Annotated in this window: 18 protein-coding genes; 13 read left to right on the top strand and 5 right to left on the bottom strand. The window is 43.4% G+C overall.

Features of this window, described 5'->3' with window-relative positions:
- The first annotated feature begins 1 nt into the window (after nucleotide 1).
- Complete coding sequence (locus MTR11_RS14300; RefSeq protein WP_006742317.1) at nucleotides 2–1,363, top strand: GGDEF domain-containing protein; 1,362 nt, start codon at nucleotides 2–4, stop codon at nucleotides 1,361–1,363.
- A gap of 136 nt (nucleotides 1,364–1,499) precedes the next feature.
- Entirely contained in the window at nucleotides 1,500–2,387 is an 888-nt protein-coding gene (locus MTR11_RS14295; protein WP_046876026.1) for a LysR family transcriptional regulator, read from the top strand.
- On the opposite strand, the gene MTR11_RS14290 is transcribed toward MTR11_RS14295, so the two are convergent.
- Nucleotides 2,384–2,992 (bottom strand): response regulator transcription factor, encoded by a 609-nt coding sequence (locus MTR11_RS14290; RefSeq protein WP_005395257.1) that lies wholly within the window; start codon nucleotides 2,990–2,992, stop codon nucleotides 2,384–2,386. The two genes, MTR11_RS14295 and MTR11_RS14290, sit on opposite strands and share 4 nt — an antisense overlap.
- A 478-nt stretch (nucleotides 2,993–3,470) precedes the next feature.
- On the opposite strand from MTR11_RS14290, the gene MTR11_RS14285 reads away from it, so the two are divergent.
- Nucleotides 3,471–4,451, top strand: a complete 981-nt coding sequence (locus MTR11_RS14285) for a chemotaxis protein (RefSeq protein WP_025998672.1) — start codon at nucleotides 3,471–3,473, stop codon at nucleotides 4,449–4,451.
- A gap of 51 nt (nucleotides 4,452–4,502) precedes the next feature.
- On the opposite strand, the gene MTR11_RS14280 is transcribed toward MTR11_RS14285, so the two are convergent.
- Nucleotides 4,503–5,027, bottom strand: coding sequence for a prepilin-type N-terminal cleavage/methylation domain-containing protein (locus tag MTR11_RS14280; RefSeq protein WP_074190600.1), 525 nt, complete (start codon nucleotides 5,025–5,027; stop codon nucleotides 4,503–4,505).
- A 446-nt stretch (nucleotides 5,028–5,473) separates the two neighbouring features.
- On the opposite strand from MTR11_RS14280, the gene MTR11_RS14275 reads away from it, so the two are divergent.
- The 4 genes from MTR11_RS14275 to MTR11_RS14260 all read left to right on the top strand — a co-directional run bounded on the left by MTR11_RS14275 (nucleotide 5,474) and on the right by MTR11_RS14260 (nucleotide 8,324).
- Nucleotides 5,474–6,196: a sulfite exporter TauE/SafE family protein gene (locus MTR11_RS14275; RefSeq protein ID WP_005395248.1), complete on the top strand. Its 723-nt coding sequence runs from the start codon at nucleotides 5,474–5,476 to the stop codon at nucleotides 6,194–6,196.
- A 101-nt stretch (nucleotides 6,197–6,297) separates the two neighbouring features.
- A complete protein-coding gene (rarD, locus tag MTR11_RS14270; protein ID WP_005395245.1) occupies nucleotides 6,298–7,203 on the top strand; it encodes an EamA family transporter RarD in 906 nt (301 codons plus the stop codon).
- A 207-nt stretch (nucleotides 7,204–7,410) separates the two neighbouring features.
- The gene (locus MTR11_RS14265) at nucleotides 7,411–7,797 is read left to right on the top strand and encodes an MAPEG family protein (protein WP_012842326.1); all 387 of its coding nucleotides are present in this window, start codon (nucleotides 7,411–7,413) and stop codon (nucleotides 7,795–7,797) included.
- On the top strand, nucleotides 7,791–8,324 hold the full coding sequence (locus MTR11_RS14260; protein WP_243327894.1) for a DNA mismatch repair protein: 534 nt from the start codon (nucleotides 7,791–7,793) through the stop codon (nucleotides 8,322–8,324). Before MTR11_RS14265 ends, MTR11_RS14260 begins: the two co-directional genes overlap by 7 nt.
- 292 nt (nucleotides 8,325–8,616) lie before the next feature.
- Here MTR11_RS14260 and MTR11_RS14255 read toward each other — a convergent pair whose 3' ends face one another.
- Complete coding sequence (locus MTR11_RS14255) at nucleotides 8,617–9,981, bottom strand: endonuclease/exonuclease/phosphatase family protein (protein ID WP_243327893.1); 1,365 nt, start codon at nucleotides 9,979–9,981, stop codon at nucleotides 8,617–8,619.
- Nucleotides 9,982–10,333: 352 nt separating this feature from the next.
- On the opposite strand from MTR11_RS14255, the gene MTR11_RS14250 reads away from it, so the two are divergent.
- The gene (locus MTR11_RS14250; protein ID WP_243327892.1) at nucleotides 10,334–12,439 is read left to right on the top strand and encodes a M4 family metallopeptidase; all 2,106 of its coding nucleotides are present in this window, start codon (nucleotides 10,334–10,336) and stop codon (nucleotides 12,437–12,439) included.
- 150 nt (nucleotides 12,440–12,589) lie between these two features.
- On the top strand, nucleotides 12,590–12,904 hold the full coding sequence (locus MTR11_RS14245; protein WP_005395239.1) for a DMT family transporter: 315 nt from the start codon (nucleotides 12,590–12,592) through the stop codon (nucleotides 12,902–12,904).
- Between the two features lie 83 nt (nucleotides 12,905–12,987).
- On the opposite strand, the gene MTR11_RS14240 is transcribed toward MTR11_RS14245, so the two are convergent.
- Nucleotides 12,988–13,893, bottom strand: a complete 906-nt coding sequence (locus tag MTR11_RS14240) for a DMT family transporter (protein WP_171058500.1) — start codon at nucleotides 13,891–13,893, stop codon at nucleotides 12,988–12,990.
- Nucleotides 13,894–14,077: 184 nt separating this feature from the next.
- Here MTR11_RS14240 and MTR11_RS14235 point away from each other — a divergent pair, with 184 nt between their 5' ends.
- The 3 genes from MTR11_RS14235 to MTR11_RS14225 all read left to right on the top strand — a co-directional run bounded on the left by MTR11_RS14235 (nucleotide 14,078) and on the right by MTR11_RS14225 (nucleotide 16,762).
- On the top strand, nucleotides 14,078–14,536 hold the full coding sequence (locus MTR11_RS14235) for an NUDIX hydrolase (RefSeq protein WP_006742305.1): 459 nt from the start codon (nucleotides 14,078–14,080) through the stop codon (nucleotides 14,534–14,536).
- A gap of 115 nt (nucleotides 14,537–14,651) precedes the next feature.
- Complete coding sequence (locus MTR11_RS14230) at nucleotides 14,652–15,224, top strand: GNAT family N-acetyltransferase (protein WP_243327891.1); 573 nt, start codon at nucleotides 14,652–14,654, stop codon at nucleotides 15,222–15,224.
- 125 nt (nucleotides 15,225–15,349) lie between these two features.
- Complete coding sequence (locus MTR11_RS14225) at nucleotides 15,350–16,762, top strand: coniferyl aldehyde dehydrogenase (RefSeq protein WP_237309272.1); 1,413 nt, start codon at nucleotides 15,350–15,352, stop codon at nucleotides 16,760–16,762.
- A gap of 169 nt (nucleotides 16,763–16,931) precedes the next feature.
- Here MTR11_RS14225 and MTR11_RS14220 read toward each other — a convergent pair whose 3' ends face one another.
- Entirely contained in the window at nucleotides 16,932–17,411 is a 480-nt protein-coding gene (locus tag MTR11_RS14220) for an aminoacyl-tRNA deacylase (RefSeq protein WP_006742302.1), read from the bottom strand.
- A gap of 157 nt (nucleotides 17,412–17,568) precedes the next feature.
- Between MTR11_RS14220 and MTR11_RS14215 the strand changes: the two genes are divergently transcribed.
- Nucleotides 17,569–19,110 (top strand): glutamate synthase-related protein, encoded by a 1,542-nt coding sequence (locus tag MTR11_RS14215; RefSeq protein ID WP_243327890.1) that lies wholly within the window; start codon nucleotides 17,569–17,571, stop codon nucleotides 19,108–19,110.
- The last annotated feature ends 73 nt before the right edge of the window (nucleotides 19,111–19,183 follow it).

Here is a 19,183-nt window from a genome sequence, read left to right as displayed (position 1 = left end):
TATGAATGTAAGAAGTTTTGTTTCTTCTTTTGCGGTTGCGATGTTGTTATTTATTGTATCGGTGACCATGATTGGTGCTGTTCTCATCTCTTATGAGGAGAAGCAATTTAATACGTACGCTAACAATTTAGCAAAAACAAAGCAGAAGGTTATTCTGCTAGGCTTGTTGACCGAAGCTCAATTGGCGCAGTATGAAAACTTCAGTATCGAACAAATAGAAGTACTGACTGACTTCAGTTTTCAAGATGCAATTTATGCTTTAAAGCCGTATAAAAACCTAGATTATGTGGAAACTGTTGCTCGTAAAGCCCTACACCAAGCAGAAGCTCATTTGTCCAATGTCTACGATAGAGAAGACGCCATATTGTACTTTCGTTCTTATACTAGTGACAAACTCATCTTAGAACGACCAATCCCAGCTCTAGAGGGATCTAAAGAGACGTTTGATATAGAATGGTGCAGAGTGAATTACGCTTGTATTCTTGCCGCGTGGAAAGAGCAGCTCTCCGACCGAGTTCTTATCTCTAAGCCCTTCAAAACCACGTATTCAGATGAGATGGCATTAAGTATCATGAGTCCCGTCTACTATAGAGGGAAGCTTGTCGGCGAATTTTCGGAACAACTGTATTTATCATCGCTTTATAATGAAGGCAAAGCCGTTGACGTAGAGGTTAGTAACGGAAATAAGCAGATAATTATTTACTTTCCGAGCTACCCCTTAGCTCATTTTGCTTACACTCAATCCTATGTTGCCGACAATAATAATCTTGTTATTTACCAATATCCGTTTAGTAAAATAGTGGTGGACTACAGCTTTATTCTTGTCATCTATTCTGTCGTAGCGTTCGCCTATTATCGAAAAGCCAATGAATCTAAACAGAGCAAAATTCAATTAGAAAATGCTCTGAGTGATGTAACGCAAGATGACTTGACCGGATTATTAAATCGGCGAGTATTTAAAGAAGAGCGGTTTAAACATCGAATGGAGGTTGAACCATACTCTATCATTGCGATTGACGGAAATCGTATCAAGAAGATTAATGATCGTTACGGACACCATGTTGGCGATGAAGTCATTGTTATTATTGCAGACTCAATGAGAAAGGTTTTTCGGAACAGTGACTACTTAGTCAGGACTGGTGGTGATGAGTTTATTGTAATTTTGCCCGGATGCAGCATGAGCAAAGCTTCCATGTTAGCGAAAAAGCTCCGTGGCGTTGTTAAACACAATCGTTTAAATACATTAGATATAGAGATCAGCGTTAGTACTGGTGTTGCTGTGCGCGAAGAGGATGAAACGCTGCAAGAGGTGATCGTGAGAGCAGATGAAGAGTTATATGAAATGAAAAAACAGCGTGTTTGAGGACAACAATACATAACCATGACATAACTGTTTGATAAATTTGACCAAGCAGTACCCTTGGTCTTTTATATTAGTCGAGCAATGCATAATGCTCCTTTGATTGCTGATTATCATAAGACCCAACTGGTACTTTATCGTGAACAAAGACCTTGATCTAAACCTATTAAAAATACTGGTTCTATTAGAAAAGCATCGTCAGCTTAAACCCGTAGCGAAAGCCTTGGGCAAGAGTGAGGCGTCGATCAGTAAATATCTTGCTCGCTTACGCATCCAACTTGGTGATGAACTATTCATTCGTCACCCACATCATTTAGAACCCACCAACTTTCTGATGCGTCAGCTACCCAAAATTGCAGATGCATTAGATAACTTAGAAACATGCCTAGTTCGATCAGAATTCAAACCAGAAAAATACAGTAAGGATATAACGGTCTGTTTACCCCAAACGGCTCAGTACTCATTTGGACACTTGTTGGCGATGGATTTAATGACGCTGTTTCCTAAAGCTCATATTACTGTCGCAACCATCACGGAATATACGGTGGACGAAATCCTTTTAGGCAAAGTGGATGCCCAGCTTCATTACTTCAATGATGAATTGCCAAAATCTATCCATCAGAAATTTATTGGCTACGCGCCTGCTGTGGTTGTTGTTCCGGAAGAGCTTGGGATCACCACTCTTGAAGAGGCTGCCAAACTACCATTTATTATGCTTGAAATTATCGGTTGGAAAGAGAAAGAGCAGCTTGCAAAACGAGCAATGGAGAATCACGGTATGGTGATCAATCGAATTGCAGCGCTAGATAACGTGAGCAGTGTGCTAAAGCTGCTCAAACAAAAAAAGGCGGCGACGGTTTTTCTGGAGTATCAGGCGCCAATCGAAGGATACCGTTTTATTCGTATTCCTGAATCTTATTACCCCAACGGCTGGCCAAAGGTTGTACTTCAGATGAAGCAAAGCCATCGTCACGACGCAATGCATCAGATATTAACCGATGCCATTGCAAAATATATGAAGAACTAACGATCGCATTGAATGTTTTCAGCGCTTGGGATCGTATGCAGTAATTCAATCAATGAATCTGCATGGTATTTTTTCAAAATACGAGTTTTGTAAGTGCTGATGGTTTTAGCGCTGAGCGATAGTTGTTCTGAAATACGTTTATTTGAATAGCCCTGAGCTAAGTAGTGGAACACCATGGCTTCGCGATTGGATAGCGTGACATCACCAGTAGAAGGAGCGTGAGTAGACTTAAACATAGAGTACCCACGTGAGACACTCACAATCGCGTCAGCAATCGCTTCTTTTGTCTCGTTTTTATTCAAGAAACCATGAGCTCCCATCTCGTAAGCCGCTTTAGAAAGGCTGGAATAGTCGCGTGAAGAAATGAAAAGTAATTTACCTTGATAGCCCGTTGCTAAAATATTCTTCGCCAAACGCATACCATCTCGATCACCAAGGACAACGTCTAGAATAATAAAATCAATTTTTGTATTTCGAACTAAGTCCATTACTTCTGCGCTGTCTTTCGACTGAATGACTTCGGCTGTGTTGATTACGCTCTCAACAAGAGAAGTCAGTGCTTCGCTGTAAAGTGGTTGGTCATCAATGATAAGAACATTATTCAAATGGAGCCTCACTACTATCCGAACTGTCATACCGCCCAACGCAATATGATTGTATTAAGAGGGATTGTAGGAAAAACCTTTCTGATGGAAAGGAAAATGACATTTTCTATAATTGAAATTCACTGAGCACAATTGAATAAGATACTGTCGAATACGCCAATACACGAGGGATTTCATATGTGTGGGTATAGTGATAGGCCAACGAAAAACATCAATATTAACCCTAAACTTTTCATCGAAATGGCCGCTAAAAGTGGGAAGGTAAGGTCGCACTAAGTTAACTCATGTTATCCTGTTCAAAAATGAGACATTTTTTCACAGTTTGATATGGAAATGTGCGTTGGCCGTCCTTTTGGTGGTTTACAAACTTTGTTGTAACGACTAAAAAGGATGCTTGGATTTTTAGCCTGAGAATGGCTTCTCATGGCGTTTGCATCAAACTTTTTCTGATGCGTATTTTGGTTGGATAATTGGCTTTATGAGTAACGTAACCAGCACCATTTTGACAGAAAGTGGTACCAATGAGCTTGAAATCATCGAGTTTCATTTAGAAAAAACATTGCCGGATGGCAGCACAAAAACTTGTTATTACGGCATCAACGTTGCGAAAGTACGAGAAGTGATTCGCGTACCAGAGACAACCGATTATCCAAACGCACAACCTCACATGATCGGGGTGTTTTCGTCCAGAGATGTATTGACGCCTTTAGTTGATTTAGCTGGTTGGTTAGGTGTACCAACACGCCAGGACCTAGAGCGTAAGTTTGTTATCGTTACTGATTTCAACAAAATGACCAATGGCTTTCTGATTGATAGTATTTCACGTATTCATCGTATCTCTTGGAATGATGTGGAATCACCAAGTCAGTTTTTGGAAGCGGGCGAACAAGATTGTGTAGTGGCAGTTGTCCGCAAAGAAGGCAACCTGATCATGATTCTCGACTTTGAAAAAATCATCGCGGATATTAACCCAGAGCTGAGTATGGAAAAATACGATGTGAAAGGGGATAAGTCGGTAGATCTAAACCAGAGAATGGTGGGTAAGCGTAATGCTAAAACGATCATGGTGGTGGATGACTCAGCATTTATTCGCTCTTTGATTCAAGATACATTAGCTTCTTCAGGTTACAATGTGATCACTTGTAAAGACGGTGGTGAGGCTCATGAGAAATTAATGAGCTTAATCGAGGTCGCGAAAGAAGAAAACTTGCCAGTTAAAGAGCTGTTAGATGCGGTGGTTACGGACGTAGAAATGCCTCGAATGGATGGTATGCACTTAGTGAAGAGACTACGCGATACTGAAGCGTTTCATGAAATGCCGATCATTATGTTCTCATCATTGATGAGTGAGGATAACCGAGCGAAAGCACTGTCTCTTGGCGCAAATGATACGATTACCAAGCCAGAGATTGGCCGTATGGTGAATATGATGGATAAATACGTATTTAACTTTGCGTAAACAAACCCGATAAGATTAAAAATAAGGCTGCCGATGGGCAGCCCTGTTGTTTTAAGAACAATGATTAATTACTAGAGTATAGTCTTGGTTTTCTCTAAGTGGTGGACCATAAATGATACTGCACTTCTCTTTTGACGCACTCTTGTCATCTCTTGCCATTATCGCTACGAGCCTTTTATCTTCAAAAGCCTCAATTTTCCAATCTGTTGTACCGTACTGATGTTCAAGTTCATGAACAAGCAACCCCAAAGCAGTCTCATCTGCATCAGGGTATCCGTATAAGAAGACGCATCGCTTGTTGGCGCCAATAGTACAGCCTTCGAAAGGCAGCTCTGCTTTGGTGAATTTATTATCAAAATTTGCAACATATGCTTTGCTCTCCAACCCTGCAATCGCCATTTTCCCATAACCGACACCGAGCGCTGATGCAATCGCGCCCTTCATGCCTTCTAAACGCGCTTCACGCGCATCACTTTGAAGGTTTAAAAAGCGTGGTGCGGCAGTGACAGCAAGAATGCCAAGCACGACAATAACTACGACTAACTCTATTAGAGTAAATCCAGTTTGTTTTCTCATATTATTTTCACAGCAAGTTAAAGGTAGAAAAAGTAACACTGACCGTACACTTGTTGTTGTGTAAATAAGTACGGTAATGACAAAATGATCAATAGTATAAAGCGATGAGTCATAAAGTGCTATACCGACGTAGTGAGAATCGATTACGCCTATATAGAGCGGGAGGAGGGTTCAAAGATCTAATGCGGCCGTTTTTGAGCAGTCATTAATTCCGTGGAAGAAATGCTGCATGAACAGTCGAGCATGAATTCGCCTAGATATAAGCATACGCGTACATCGGCTGAATGAAAGACGAAAAGAAGTGACGGCAAACCGCACAAATGGATTGTCTTTTTGTTCACTTTGATGAATGCTACGCGAGATTCATATCACAACACACTCGACGCATTCATCGTGCGAATGTGCTTTGCTTTCGTGTTTGGCTTTCAAATATAAGAATAATCTAAATGGAATTCGATTCGATAAACTTGCTTGCGATAGGGCTAATATTTCTTGGCTCTTATGTACAAACCGCAATAGGCTTTGGCTTGGCAATTGTTGCCGCACCTTTACTGATTCTTTGGGCGCCGGAGTATGTGCCTGCACCAATCTGTTTAGTCGCGTTATTTATTTCGTTGATGAATGCGATGAAGCACCGCAGTAGTGTTGAAATCGGCGGTTTAAAAATGGCATTGATTGGGCGTGTGCCCGGATCGGTTGCTGGCGGCTTGCTACTGTTTTTTGTCTCGACTCAAGCCCTTACACTTTGGATTGGTTTTTTGGTGTTATTCGCGGTTGTGGTGAGTGTTTTACCGTTTCGGGTTGAACCCACACCAGCGCGTATGACATTAGCAGGATTCTTTTCTGGATTGTTTGGTACCAGTTCGGCGATTGGAGGCCCACCGATGGCGTTGTTGTTGCAACATCAAGAAGCGAATCAGTTACGTGGTAACCTATCGGCATTTTTTGTTTTCAGTTCCATCATTTCGCTCGTTGTTCAAATTCCCGCTGGTTTCTTCACATTACACCATTTGGTGATTACTATTCCGCTATTACCTGCGGCAGCACTTGGGTATTGGCTCGCGATGAAAACCACCCAATCGTTACCAAAAGAAAAAATTCGGTTTGGAGCACTTATGTTGTGTTTTGTGAGTGGGTTTACAGCAGTAGTACAAGCGTTGAACCAGTAATGCCCTCAGCATCTTAAACTCACAGGGATATCGATCTCCTTTTATTATGCATAGCGCGATTTGTTTGCGCTGACTTGTTCGTTTAGATGAGCGATAGTTTTATGAATAACACTCGTTATGGCACTTTTATGGCAGCATTCTCCTTTGTAATTTGGGGGCTGTTACCCATTTATTATCGTTATTTACCGAATGCTTCAATGGATGAGTTACTGGCATGGCGAATCATCGGCTCAGTTCCTGTCGGTTTTTTAATTGTGCTTGGTATAACCCGTCGAGGACCGAATTGGAAAGAAATCTGGTGTGACAAAAAATCTTTGTGGTACACGTTTGTCGCGAGCAGCTTGATGTGTATTTCATGGAGTGCGTTCACTTGGGCTTTGACTCACCATCGAGTCATTGATGCAAGCTTAGGCTTTTTTATTGGACCGTTGGTGTCAGTGGCGTTAGGCGTGTTTATTCTTGGAGATAAGCTTTCAAAAGGCAAACTCATCGCAATTGTGCTAGCAACAATTGGCGTGATGTATCAAGTGATTCATTATGGCCAGTTGCCTGTTATCGCACTAACGATGGGGTTGTTCTTTGCTTTGTATGGCTTGTACAAGAAGAAGATAACATACGACTGGAGCACCACCTTGTTTGTTGAGGCCCTGCTATTGACTCCAGTTGCCGTGGCGTATTTGTTTTACAAACAATGGACAGTGGGTGAGTTGGCTTCAGGCGTAGATATCACAACATTGCTTTTGTACTTTGGCAGCGCACCGATCACGCTTTTACCACTGATTTTTTATTCTATCGCGATACGTATAACAAACTTATCGACAGTTGGTTTAATGCAATATATTGAACCAAGCTTGCAATTTGTTTTGGCTGTGATGTTTTTCGGTGAACTGTTTGATGAAGTTAAAGCAGTGACTTTTGCCTTTATTTGGGTGGGGCTGTTATTTACAATCTTTGAAAGTATTGTCAAAGGGCATAAGCGTAAAAAGTTGGCCAATCATCCTTTATAGTGCACTATTCTTGAATATTCACGATTCCACTCTCACGCCCTCTATTCGAGGGCGTTTTTAGTTCCATAAAGTATTCTCTAGCTCGTTTTCTTATATTCGAGTCAAATCATAATTTGAGGTTAATTGACGCATTATCATTAGGATACCGCTATATTTATAGCCAAGTGACACGCTATATAATGAAAACCGGATCAAAAAGGACGACATATGATCACAGCTCTATACGCTAGCATTCTTGCAATACTGATTATTTGGTTGGCCGTTCAAGTGATTAAGCAGCGTCGCTTAAATCAGGTTGCTTATGCTGACGGAGGAGTAGAGGCTCTCCAAATCGCTCGTAGTGCACAGAGTAACGCGACAGAATATATCCCCATTACTCTGATTCTAATGGCACTATTAGAATTCAATAGTGCTTACCCAACCTGGATACATCTCACAGGCATTATTTTCGTGATCGGTCGAATTATCCATGCTCGAGGTATATTGAAAGAGGACTTAAAAAGGCGTGTTAGGGGCATGCAGGTGACATTCCTAGTGATACTTTCGCTGGTTGTGTTGAATATGATTTATCTTCCGTACGATAAGTTATGGTAAGTCTTCGTAGCTATATCCCGCCGCCATGGGTACTCGTTCTGATTGGGTTAGTACTGAATATTGGCGCGATCGTTCTTACTAGCTTGGTCCTTGATAGGCTTGGCAAACAGTATTCGCAACTCGCAGAGCAAAAGGCGGAAAACTTGTATTCCATCCAACTCGCGTGGAATAGCGTTGAAACTCTAGAAAGAAAAAGAGAGGCGTTGCTGCTTCATTTGCACATAGGTCAGAGCGCAGCGATACCTTCGGAGATAGAACAGATATTGGAAGGGCACTTATCCTCTTGGACTCATCACGAATCGGATGAAATACAAATAGATAAACTCCCTAAGCTAATGTCAAAGATAAACCAAGCACAAGCTTCGTATAGAGATCGCATTGATGACTATTACATTGAGAATGTAGAGCTCAATGAGGTAATGGCAAAGCAAGATGAAAAGATCGCTTGGTACAAAAATATCGGGCTCTTCTTGCAAGTATTCGGACTCGCATTAATCCTCGCACGTGATTTGGCTAGGAAGCCATAGAACAAAAGTTAATGGTAGGGTTTATTGCGAAATGCCAATTATAATTTGCAAATTGCAATTCATTGCGTGAGCAAACAGTGGCTATTGGTGAAGTTTTAATGAAAGTGATTAAATAACAACCTGTTTTTGTGCGCTACAAAGTTGGCACGCCTCATGCTTTAGTATGAGTGACCCTTTCTAAGCCGAGGGTCACCTAGCCAACTGACGTTGTTAGTGAACCACTTTGTTCACAAATATATACAGCCAATCACGAATCCTTGTGGTTGGCTTTTTTTTATTTAAATGACACAGTTTAGAACTGTGCTTTAATCCAGATCATGCGATGGTCGGAAGACACATCTTTGCCATCACCATACTTACCAATACGCGCATCGTTAAATAGCTTACGACCTTCTTCATAAGAAGCTGACCAGTATACGCCAGAGTCCACCACATTTAGGTTTGCAGAAGGCAAGGCATAATCTACACCCAAGCCAAACGTCGAAGTGATGCGATTTGGATATGGGTGAGTGGAGCTGCGGTCAACAGCGTGTTCGGCTGCCCCAAAGCTTGTCGGATAAAGCTCGCCATTCATCACGGTTTGGTTAACCAATGGATCATTATGCAGTTCTTGCATTACAGAGCTAATACCGTCACCGGCCACGGGATCAAGGTTTTGATCGCCCATCATTACGAATTTAGCCCCGCTCGATAAGCCGCCTTTCTTACCTGCATCGTCGTAGAAATAGTCTTTACCTTGAATGTAGTGATGCCAGAACTCTACTTCGGCTGCGTTTTGCGCTTTGTTTTTACCTGGATCGAATACTGGTGGAGTAGGGTGCGACATCAGTAGATGCACAACTTCCTCGCCATTGCGAGTCGGAATGATAATTGGTGCATCTACGTGGTTTTTAGAAGATAGGCGTACTTGATCCCATTCTTCTGCAGAGTACCACTCATCACCACACTTCATGCCATCTGGAATCTTTTGTGAGCCGTCACAGATAGTAATGGTTGGAATCTTCGCACCTTCCATATCTTTCCATTTAAACGCTTGGAACGTGCGCGTATTTGCCGTATCAATCTTGTATTTAGACATTAGGGCAAAGGCATATTGACCGTGGTACATGCCAAAGCCCCATGCATCGCCCGGCATTTGACCTGCTGTTCCATTGTTGTCGAGGTCAAACTCGCTTAGCAAACCTGTGTTGGTAGAGTAAGACTCCGCGAAAGGATATTCGATAGGTTCAAGGTTCGCTTCACCGCCTGCACCATTGATGCTTTGCGCGACAGACAGGTAGTTCTTCTGGAAGCCTTCAAGGGCAGCTTTGTTTTCGCCTGTTCCGTCGTTGTTGTATTCCGCCATCATAAGAACGTCAGGGCGATTCTTCTGAATAATCGCAGCAACGTTTCGAATTTGAATGACTTTTTCCGCAGTGGTTTTGTCTTCAGCGGCGATAGAACCGTCTAAATAGGCATTAACCAATACAGTTTGCTGCGCTGGTTCAATTTGCATTTCACTCACTAAAGCTTCAAAAGTTGCACGGTCAAAAGAGAGGTTGTAAGTCGCTATTTTTACTTCTTTAGGCTGAACATTGACGTATTCAGTGTCGTCATTACATCCAGATAATAGAGCGGCGCCAACCAGGAGAGCGATAGAGGTTTTGATTGTTTTCATGGGTACGTCATACCTTATAATTGATTCGGCTGAATATTAAAGTCATCAGTAATTGTTTTAAGCGATATCAATCACACAAACATTTTCATATTTACATGTTCAATTAGTTTTTGTGTGATTTGTGCAATAAACGCAACACTTTCAACACCAAAAGGTTATATGCAAATTGTTAAAAAACGGTGTCGTTTTTAATAGATGAAATGGCACTAAAACATAAGCTGTATGATTGTGTGTGCTAAAATCAATGAGCGGGATAATTACGATAAGTTTGACTTCACTTTGGGGTGAGAAACAAACAAATAAGAACTGGTCAGTTTGGCTTTGCTATTGATGCAAAATAGGGGGCTAACCGATGGGTTCAGTATCAAACTATCAGAGCAGGTTATTTGTCACGGCAATGCTTGCTTCACCACTTCTTTTTTCAACATCTTTATCCGCCGCTCAGTCCGAACGGCTAGAGCAAAACCATGGTCTTGTTGTTGCTTTAGAAAAACGCAACCTTGCAGCCACACAAAATATAGATCGTGTGTTAGGTTTACAAAATGGAAATCGTGTACAAAAGCTGAAAACTAACAAAGGTAAAAACGGCGGTACGCATAATCGTTATCAGCAGATGTTTAAAGGCGTCCCGATTTGGGGCAAGCAAATTGTCGTACATCGTGATAAACAGGGCGAAATCAAGCATATCAACGGCACTCTCGTAAAGGATATTGCCCGAGACATCAATGATATGGTGCCTAAATTGTCGCTTTCTCAAGCAATGTCTTCAACGCAAAAGCCGTACCGAGAAAACGGATACCAAATAGAGAATCAGCGCCAAGGTTTACGTATTTATGTCGATAAAAGTGACGTGGCGCACTTAGCTTATATTGTCCAGTTTTTTGCTGATAATGAGCATGGTGGTAAGCCTACGCGTCCCACCTTTCTTGTTGATGCTAAAACAGGAAACATTTTGCTGCAATATGAGGGGTTAGCGCACGTAGAAGCGAATGGTCCGGGAGGAAACCAAAAAATTGGTCGTTATCACTATGGTGTGGATTTTGAGTCTCTATTAGTCCAGCAATCTGGTGATACGTGTTTGATGGATATTCCAGGCGTGGTCAAAACCATTAACTTGAATGGTAGGACGTCTGGCAATACACATACGTTCGTTTGTCCAACCAATAGTGTTAAAGAAATTAATGGAGCGTACAGCCCGTTAAATGATGCGCATTACTTTGGCAAAGTGGTATACGACATGTACAAAGATTGGCTGAATACCGCGCCCTTAACGTTTCAGCTTCAAATGCGAGTGCATTACCGCAAACGCTATGAAAACGCCTTTTGGAATGGTTCGAGCATGACTTTTGGCGACGGTGCGAGTTATTTCTATCCTTTAGTGAGTTTAGATGTCTCAGCGCACGAAGTTAGCCATGGATTTACAGAACAAAACTCTGATCTGATTTATTCAGAGCAATCTGGCGGAATCAATGAGGCTTTCTCAGATATGGCAGGTGAGGCGGCTGAATTCTATTCACGTGGTTCTAACGATTGGAAAGTTGGGTACGATATTAGAAAGGCTGCCAATGCGGCGTTGCGCTATATGGATAATCCGCCCCTTGATGGTCGTTCAATTGATCACGCGTCTCAGTATGTGAGTGGCATGGATGTGCATTATTCAAGTGGTGTGTTTAACAAAGCGTTTTATCTATTGGCGGTTGAGTACAATTGGGGAACGCGACAGGCGTTCGAGGTTTTTGCGTACGCTAACCAGAACTACTGGACGCCAAGTGAAACGTTTGATTCTGCAGCTGCGGGTGTATTGGCGGCCGCCCAAAGCTTAAGCGTGGCTGCGAATGATGTCGCCGACGCTTTTGCTCAGGTCGGTGTTTCAGTTGATGGCGGAGTCGTCGAGCCACCGTCTAGCACGTGTGAAGCTATCGCCCTAAACAATGGTGTTTTCAGCGAAATAGACTCTTCATCTACTGGTGAGTGGCATTGTTTTACGATTGATGTGCCTACCAACAGTTCAGATTTTACTGTTACCACATCGGGAGCAAACGGCGATGCGGATCTTTACGTTAAGCTGGGAAGTGAACCAAGTTTAACCAGCTACGATTGTCGCTCATACAGTAGCAACAGTAATGAAGCATGTAGTATTACTTCTCCGAATGAAGGAACGTGGCACATTGGCGTGTACGCTTACAGCAGTTACAGTAACTTGAATGTGGAAGCAAGTTATGTAGGACAAGAAGCGCCACCAACATCTGATGAAGTTACTACACAATCAATCAACAATGGTAAAACGTGGACGGCGATTATTACTGGTTCTGGCTTGATGAATGGCGTGTGGAATGTTATTTCAAATACGCCGTGTGATAACGATAACGAGTGCAGTTTATCCGGTATCGGAAAGAAAACCAGTGAGGTTAGCTTTACGTTGACGGATGGTACCGTATTCATCATCGCTAAGCCCTAGCGATTTTTATGTAAAGAGGCCCTGAAATATCAGGGCCTTATTTTTTTACGTTCAATTTTCTGTATATAATAGCGAGTCACAAAGAAGTGAGGACGACCTCACCGCTCTATCTTTTCTCGGGGACGACCCTATCTCGTTGGGAAATATGACATGGCTTGGGGAATTCTCTTCATTGCTGGCTTATGCGAAGTGGCATGGGCTGTCGGACTAAAATACTCACAAGGTTTTACCAAATTGGCGGCATCTGGCTTTACCGTTACGTTTATGGTGTTGAGCTTTTGGTTACTTGGAATTGCATTAAGGACGCTACCACTCGGTATCGCTTACGGCGTTTGGGTAGGTATAGGAGCGATTGGAACGGCAATCGTCAGTATCTACATATTTAACGAGCCCGCGACGCTAATAAAATTGCTGAGTTTATTGCTTATTGTAGCTGGTATCGCTGGATTAAAATTATCCGCTTAACGTCAGGTTAAACATAAAAAAGAAAGCCAGAGTCGACTCTGGCTTTTTACGTTTTAGTGTTGTCTCGCTTTAGGGCTGAAGGGTTAAGCGCTGCGCTTAACGAATGGCAAGCGCAAATGGTGACCAAATACGTTAATGAGTGCGCCCGCTACAATTAGTGCACCACCGATGTACGTCCAGATGAGCGGGATTTCGCCGAAGAAAATGATGCCTAACAACACAGAAAATACGATCTGAATATACGAGTAAGCAGACGCTTTGCCCGCTTGCTGAGTTTGCATTGCTTTGGTTAATCCCAATTGCCCAACTTGGGTGAATACACCAACCAAAACCAACATGAAAGTCAGATACAGGTCGGGCATAACAAAATCATCGCCAATCAGTAAGAGTGAAGTGGGTAGAGCAACCAGAGGGAAATAGAAAATGATCACTGAACTATCTTCAGTTTGGCTAAGTTTTCTAACAATGACATAAGCAATTGAGCTACCAAATGCGCCCAAGATTGCAATCATTACGCTAAACATAGGTAAAGTGCGCTCTGCTTCTTGTCCTGTTTCTGGACTTACCATTATATAGATGCCGAGTAAGCACAAGGCAATGCAAAGGAACGTCGATGGTTGAATGCGTTCCTTCAAGAAAAAGACGGCTAGGAGCGCAGTAAATACTGGGTGAATGTATTGGAAGATGGTCGCTTCTGCCAAAGGTAAGGTGGTCACCGAATAATATACGCACATCAATGCCATGGTGCCCACTGCGCCACGCGCAAACAGTAATGGCTTATTATTGCCCCATACAGAAATTCGTTTTCGCTTAACATCTAAATAGCTGATAACAAGTGAGACGAGTGCCCTCGCTGCAACAATCTCAAATACAGGGATACCATGAAGACTGACATGCTTTACTGTGGCAGACATTAGCGCGAAACCGAATGCGGAGAGCACCATAAAGCGCACACCAATGGGAACCAGAGTGTTGAATGAATTAGACATTTTACTGCTCATTTGTTGCGACAGATCGCACTTTAGCATACTCAGCTCACAAAATGATCCGTGATATTCAAACACATCTGCCGAGAGTGAGAATAAGCAGTAGACTATGGGTTCTCAAGCAACCCTATCTTTCATTCGCGCATGGAGCGCATCTAGGAAATATCTAGATATTTAAGGAGCATACATGATCCCAGTACAAGCAACGCATACTTCTGGCGTTGTCATTTCTAAAATTGATGGCGTCGATAAAATGCTGTTGCTCAAACGTGTTAAAGGTGGTTATTGGTGCCATGTTGCTGGTGGTGTAGAGGCCGGTGAAACCGGATGGCAAACTATTCTCAGAGAACTGAAAGAAGAGACGCAAATTGACGATGTTGAGTTACATACTGCAGACTTTCTAGAACAGTTCTACGAAGCAAAAAATAACCGCATCATGGTTATTCCATGCTTCGTATTATTTTGTCCACCTAACCAATCGGTTGTACTTAACGAAGAACACACAGAGTATTGTTGGTGTACGCTTGAAGAAGCAAAGCGACTAGCCCCGTTTGCAAATCAACACCACCTTTACGAACATGTGTGGAGGCATTACGTGGATGTGGAGTCGTTGACGCCATTTACGTTAATTGAACAAACAGACTAGACGAGATAGCCATCCTTTTAAGCACGTTTGACATAACGAATATGGAAGTTTGTTCTCAGCGCAATGAGGCGGTAGGATTTGTGAGTAGTGTTTACTGAAAAAAGGGATAAAGTGGATGGATGAGGTCATGTGCCAAAAGGCGTATCAAGGAAATAGCATGCAGGCCAGTTTTTCTGTTTCAGAAAGGGTCTCAATTGAGCCTCTCACCACCAAACATGCGACCGTTTTACTGGAAGTGGTGAACACGTATCGAAACAGCCTCTCTGGCTATTTGCCTTGGACGGACTTTGTGACCAACCGCAGAGAAGCGGTGAACTACATCTCTCAGCGCGTGAACAGCAAAGCGTTAGATGCCCACTGGTGCGCTATTTATTTTGATGGGCAGTTTACGGGTGTTATTGGCATAAAAGGTGTGGATTCGCACACACGCGTCACTGAGATTGGCTATTGGCTTGCCAACAATGGGCGAGGACACCGAGTGATCGACCAAGTACTCGCGGTGTTGATTCCTTTTTTGAAGCAGAAAGGGCACGCGCAATTCATCCAATTCCACTGTATGGAAGACAACATTGCCAGCATCAATATTGCTGAGCGTGCTGGTGCTACATTAAAAGAATACGTTGATCACGAGTTCGAGACGCTTGACCGCTCTCAACGGCTCGGCATTTATGAGTTGCGTCTGACTTAGCTCCAAACCCACTGATATTTTAATCAGAGTTCGAACTCTAATTTCGCGAGCGCTACAATAGTAACATTGTTGCGCTCGTGTTAATTTGGAGCGTCATTGGTTGAAACTAGGTTAGGAGAAGCATCATGAACGCAATCGCAGAGGTTGAAGTGGACAACTCGTTACAACAAAGCCTTGATCGCTTAAAAGCAGCGTATGCCGCCGAACCTTATCCTAGTCTGGATGAACGTAAGCAGCGCCTTGTCTTGCTAAAACAAGCTCTGATTGCGAATAAACAAGCATTGGTGGAAGCGCTGAGTGACGATTTTGGCTATCGTTCCGAATTTGATACCGCCATGACCGACGTTTTGCCGACGGTCTCGCACATCAATTACACCCTCAAGCAGCTAAAAAAGTGGTGCAAACCAAGTAAGCGTGAATCCGGTCTGTTGCTTGCTCCGTCGAAAGTGACTGTTCAGTATCAGCCACTCGGCGTGGTCGGGATCATTTCGCCGTGGAATTTTCCTGTCATTTTGAGCCTTGCGCCTTTAGTTACTGCTTTGGCCGCAGGTAACCGTGTGATGATGAAGCTCAGCGAATTTACGCCGAAAACCAATAAAGTCATCGTCAATATTTGTCGCGAGTTGTCTGAATATGTCGAAGTATTTGAAGGTGAAGCGGACGTTGCACGATCATTCAGCCAACTGCCATTCGATCATCTTTTGTTTACTGGCTCGACAAATGTTGGTCGCGCTGTGGCAAAAGCAGCGGCTGAAAACCTGACTCCAGTGACGTTAGAACTGGGTGGAAAATCTCCGGTGATCATTGCAGAAGATGCAGACATGAAGAAAACCGTTGATGCGATTTTGTTTGGTAAATGCATCAATGCTGGCCAGATTTGTGTGGCGCCTGATTACGCGTTTGTACCACAAGAACGCGTCGAAGAGTTCATCACGCTGTTCTTAAAACGTTTTGAAAAACTCTATTTGAAATCCAACAAGAATCAAAAGCTGACCCATATTATCAATCAACGACAGTATGATCGTTTGACTGCGCTACTTGAGGATGCCAAAGCTCAGGGCGCAAGCATCCATACTGTTGAAGCGTCACCTCAACAGGAAAGGCTTTTGTATCCTCATTTGATCACTGACGTGTCGAGAGATATGCGCATCATGCAAGAGGAAATATTTGGGCCATTTCTACCCATCAAGCCTTACAAAGCGGTAGATGAAGCGATTGACTACATTAATCAGCACCAGCGACCACTTGCGCTGTATGTTATGTCGGACAACAAATCGACCATCAGACATATTGTACGCAACACACACAGTGGCGGCGTCGGCATCAACGACACGGTATTACACGTTGGCGCTGAAGATGCGCCTTTCGGTGGCGTTGGTGAGTCAGGCATTGGTCATTATCACGGAGTGGAAGGATTCAGAACCTTTAGCCACGCGAAAACCGTACTCCACACGCCTAAATGGCTGCCAAGGACGGGGGCATTAATGCGTCGCAGAGCTATGGCGATAAAAGCGATTCAAAAGATTTTTGTTCGATAGTGGTTGGATTGAAAAAAAACGCCCAAACGGGCGGTTTTTTTGGTTTCTATGCGTTCTAAATTGCGGATTACTAAAAGCCGAGAAGCTTCCGACATGCACCGCCAATAGAAAAAGAAAGGCTCTTTTTGAAAGAGCCTTTTTCACGAAATGTCGACAGATTTTTGGAAGTTTAATGCAGAACTTCACTGCTGAATCTTAAGTATTTGCAGTCGTTCATTAGCTCTTTAAATGCCTTTCTATCTAGCTTAATCAGAGTTTCATGATCGCCGGCTTCAAGATAGACATGTTCCAAGTTTGCTAATCTTTCATCACAAACGGTCGACATGTGGTAAGGACTACCAATCGGTGGAATTGCGCCGTGCTCACAATCAGTGAAGAGTCGGTAAACCATACGCTCTTTCACCAAGTGGAAAGTAGCGTTAAATTCATCGTTTAATCTCGACAAACTGATTTTGTTGTTGGCAGGTAAGACTGCCATCATATGATGCCCTTCATGATCCTCAAGAATGACGCCTTTTGCGATATTCATTAAAGGCACACCTGCGGCAACACCACTTTGTAGCGAGCTATGACTGTGGCTGTGATTCACGGTTTGAAAGTGAATGTTATGCTCAGTCAAATATTCATCTAATCGGGTTGCAATCGTCATATAGCCTCCACGTGTATGAGACCCATAAAGAGTATAGGTGAGGCAAGCGACAATCGCGTATTTTACTCTGGTTTCGCTGACGCTCTTTCCGCTCCTGTTCTACGCTTATTGCAAGCCTGCGAGAAAGCGTGGTTAACAATAATAAACAGGGGGCAACATGAGCAAGCCAATCATCGCCGATAATAAGCCGATTAAAGTGAATCTAACCGAAGGGCAAGAATATTACTTTTGCCGATGTGGACGTTCTAAAAATCAACCTTATTGCGATGGGTCGCATTCGGGAACAGGCTTAAAGCCAATGAGCTTTACTGCGGAAAAAGATGAAGAAGCGTATCTCTGCCAGTGCAAGCACACCTCTAATGCCCCATTTTGTGATGGAACACATAAGCGTTTTTCTGCTGAGCAAGTCGGCAAAGAAGGCCCTGAGAAAACGCGAGAGAAAAGTGACAAACCGACTGCGTCCGCTACTCAAGAAGAACCAACCCTAGAGTTTATCCACCAATTAGCGAGAGAAGGGCTCTCTAAACTCGGCCATCATGGTCCGATGGCTGCAATGGGGGTTCCTAGGCATTTGCTACCACATTGGGATGCTATACAAATCATTGTGGCGCAAATGGCGACACAACCGTTGTTAGAAGACGTTCCCGTATCAACTGAGCTGATTGTGGGGCCAAACGCGCGTAAGCCGCTCAAGCTCGCTATTCCTTTGTTGGTGTCGGACATGAGTTTTGGCGCACTCTCGGAAGAGGCGAAAGTTGCGCTAGCAAAAGGTGCTGAGTTGGCAGGGACTGGGATTTGCTCCGGTGAAGGGGGGATGCTACCTGAAGAACAAGCTGCAAATTCGCGGTATTTCTATGAGCTTGCCAGTGCTCAGTTTGGCTACGATGAATCTAAGCTTCTTAATGTTCAGGCTTTTCATTTTAAAGGTGGGCAGGGCGCCAAAACAGGCACGGGTGGTCATCTTCCTGCAAATAAAAATGTGGGTAAGATCTCTCAGGTGAGAGGTCTCCCCGAAGGACAACCAGCGATCTCACCGCCAACATTTAAAGATCTTCATACTACTCACGATTTCAGAAAGTTTGCTGACAGAGTCCGTGGCATCACAGGCGGCATTCCAATTGGCTTTAAACTCAGTGCAAACCATATTGAGCAAGACATACAATTTGCGCTCGATGCGGGTGCCGATTACATCATCTTAGATGGTCGCGGTGGTGGCACGGGCGCGGCGCCAACTATGTTCCGTGATCATATTAGCGTGCCAACCATTCCTGCGTTAGCTCGTGCGCGTAAGTACTTAGATGAAAAAGGCGCAAGTGACCGCGTCACATTGATCATCACTGGTGGGTTGCGAGTTCCTACGGATTTTGTCAAAGCGTTGGCACTTGGGGCAGACGGAGTGGCGATAGCAAACAGTGCGATGCAATCGATCGGTTGCGTCGCGGCCCGGATTTGTAACACCAATAATTGCCCTGCGGGGATCGCAACGCAAAATGCCGATTTGAGGCAGCGTCTCGATATCGAAAAATCATCTCAGCAACTGAAAAATTTCTTCGAATCCTCGGTCGAGCTCATGCAAGTTATGGCAAGGGCATGTGGTCATCACGCTCTGAATGAATTTAGTCATCATGATTTAGCTACCTGGGATCACAACATGGCGAGGCTGTCTGGGATTAAGTATTCAGGTATGGACTTAAACTGATCTCTATCCATATTTTCTGCATATAGGTACATGTTTGATAACAATTATTTATTAGCCGAGATATGGAAATTTT

Origin of the sequence: Vibrio sp. CCB-PB317 (assembly GCF_022808245.1) — a bacterium.
GTDB lineage: Bacteria > Pseudomonadota > Gammaproteobacteria > Enterobacterales > Vibrionaceae > Vibrio > Vibrio diabolicus.
This window is presented reverse-complemented; position numbering and strand designations above follow the sequence as displayed.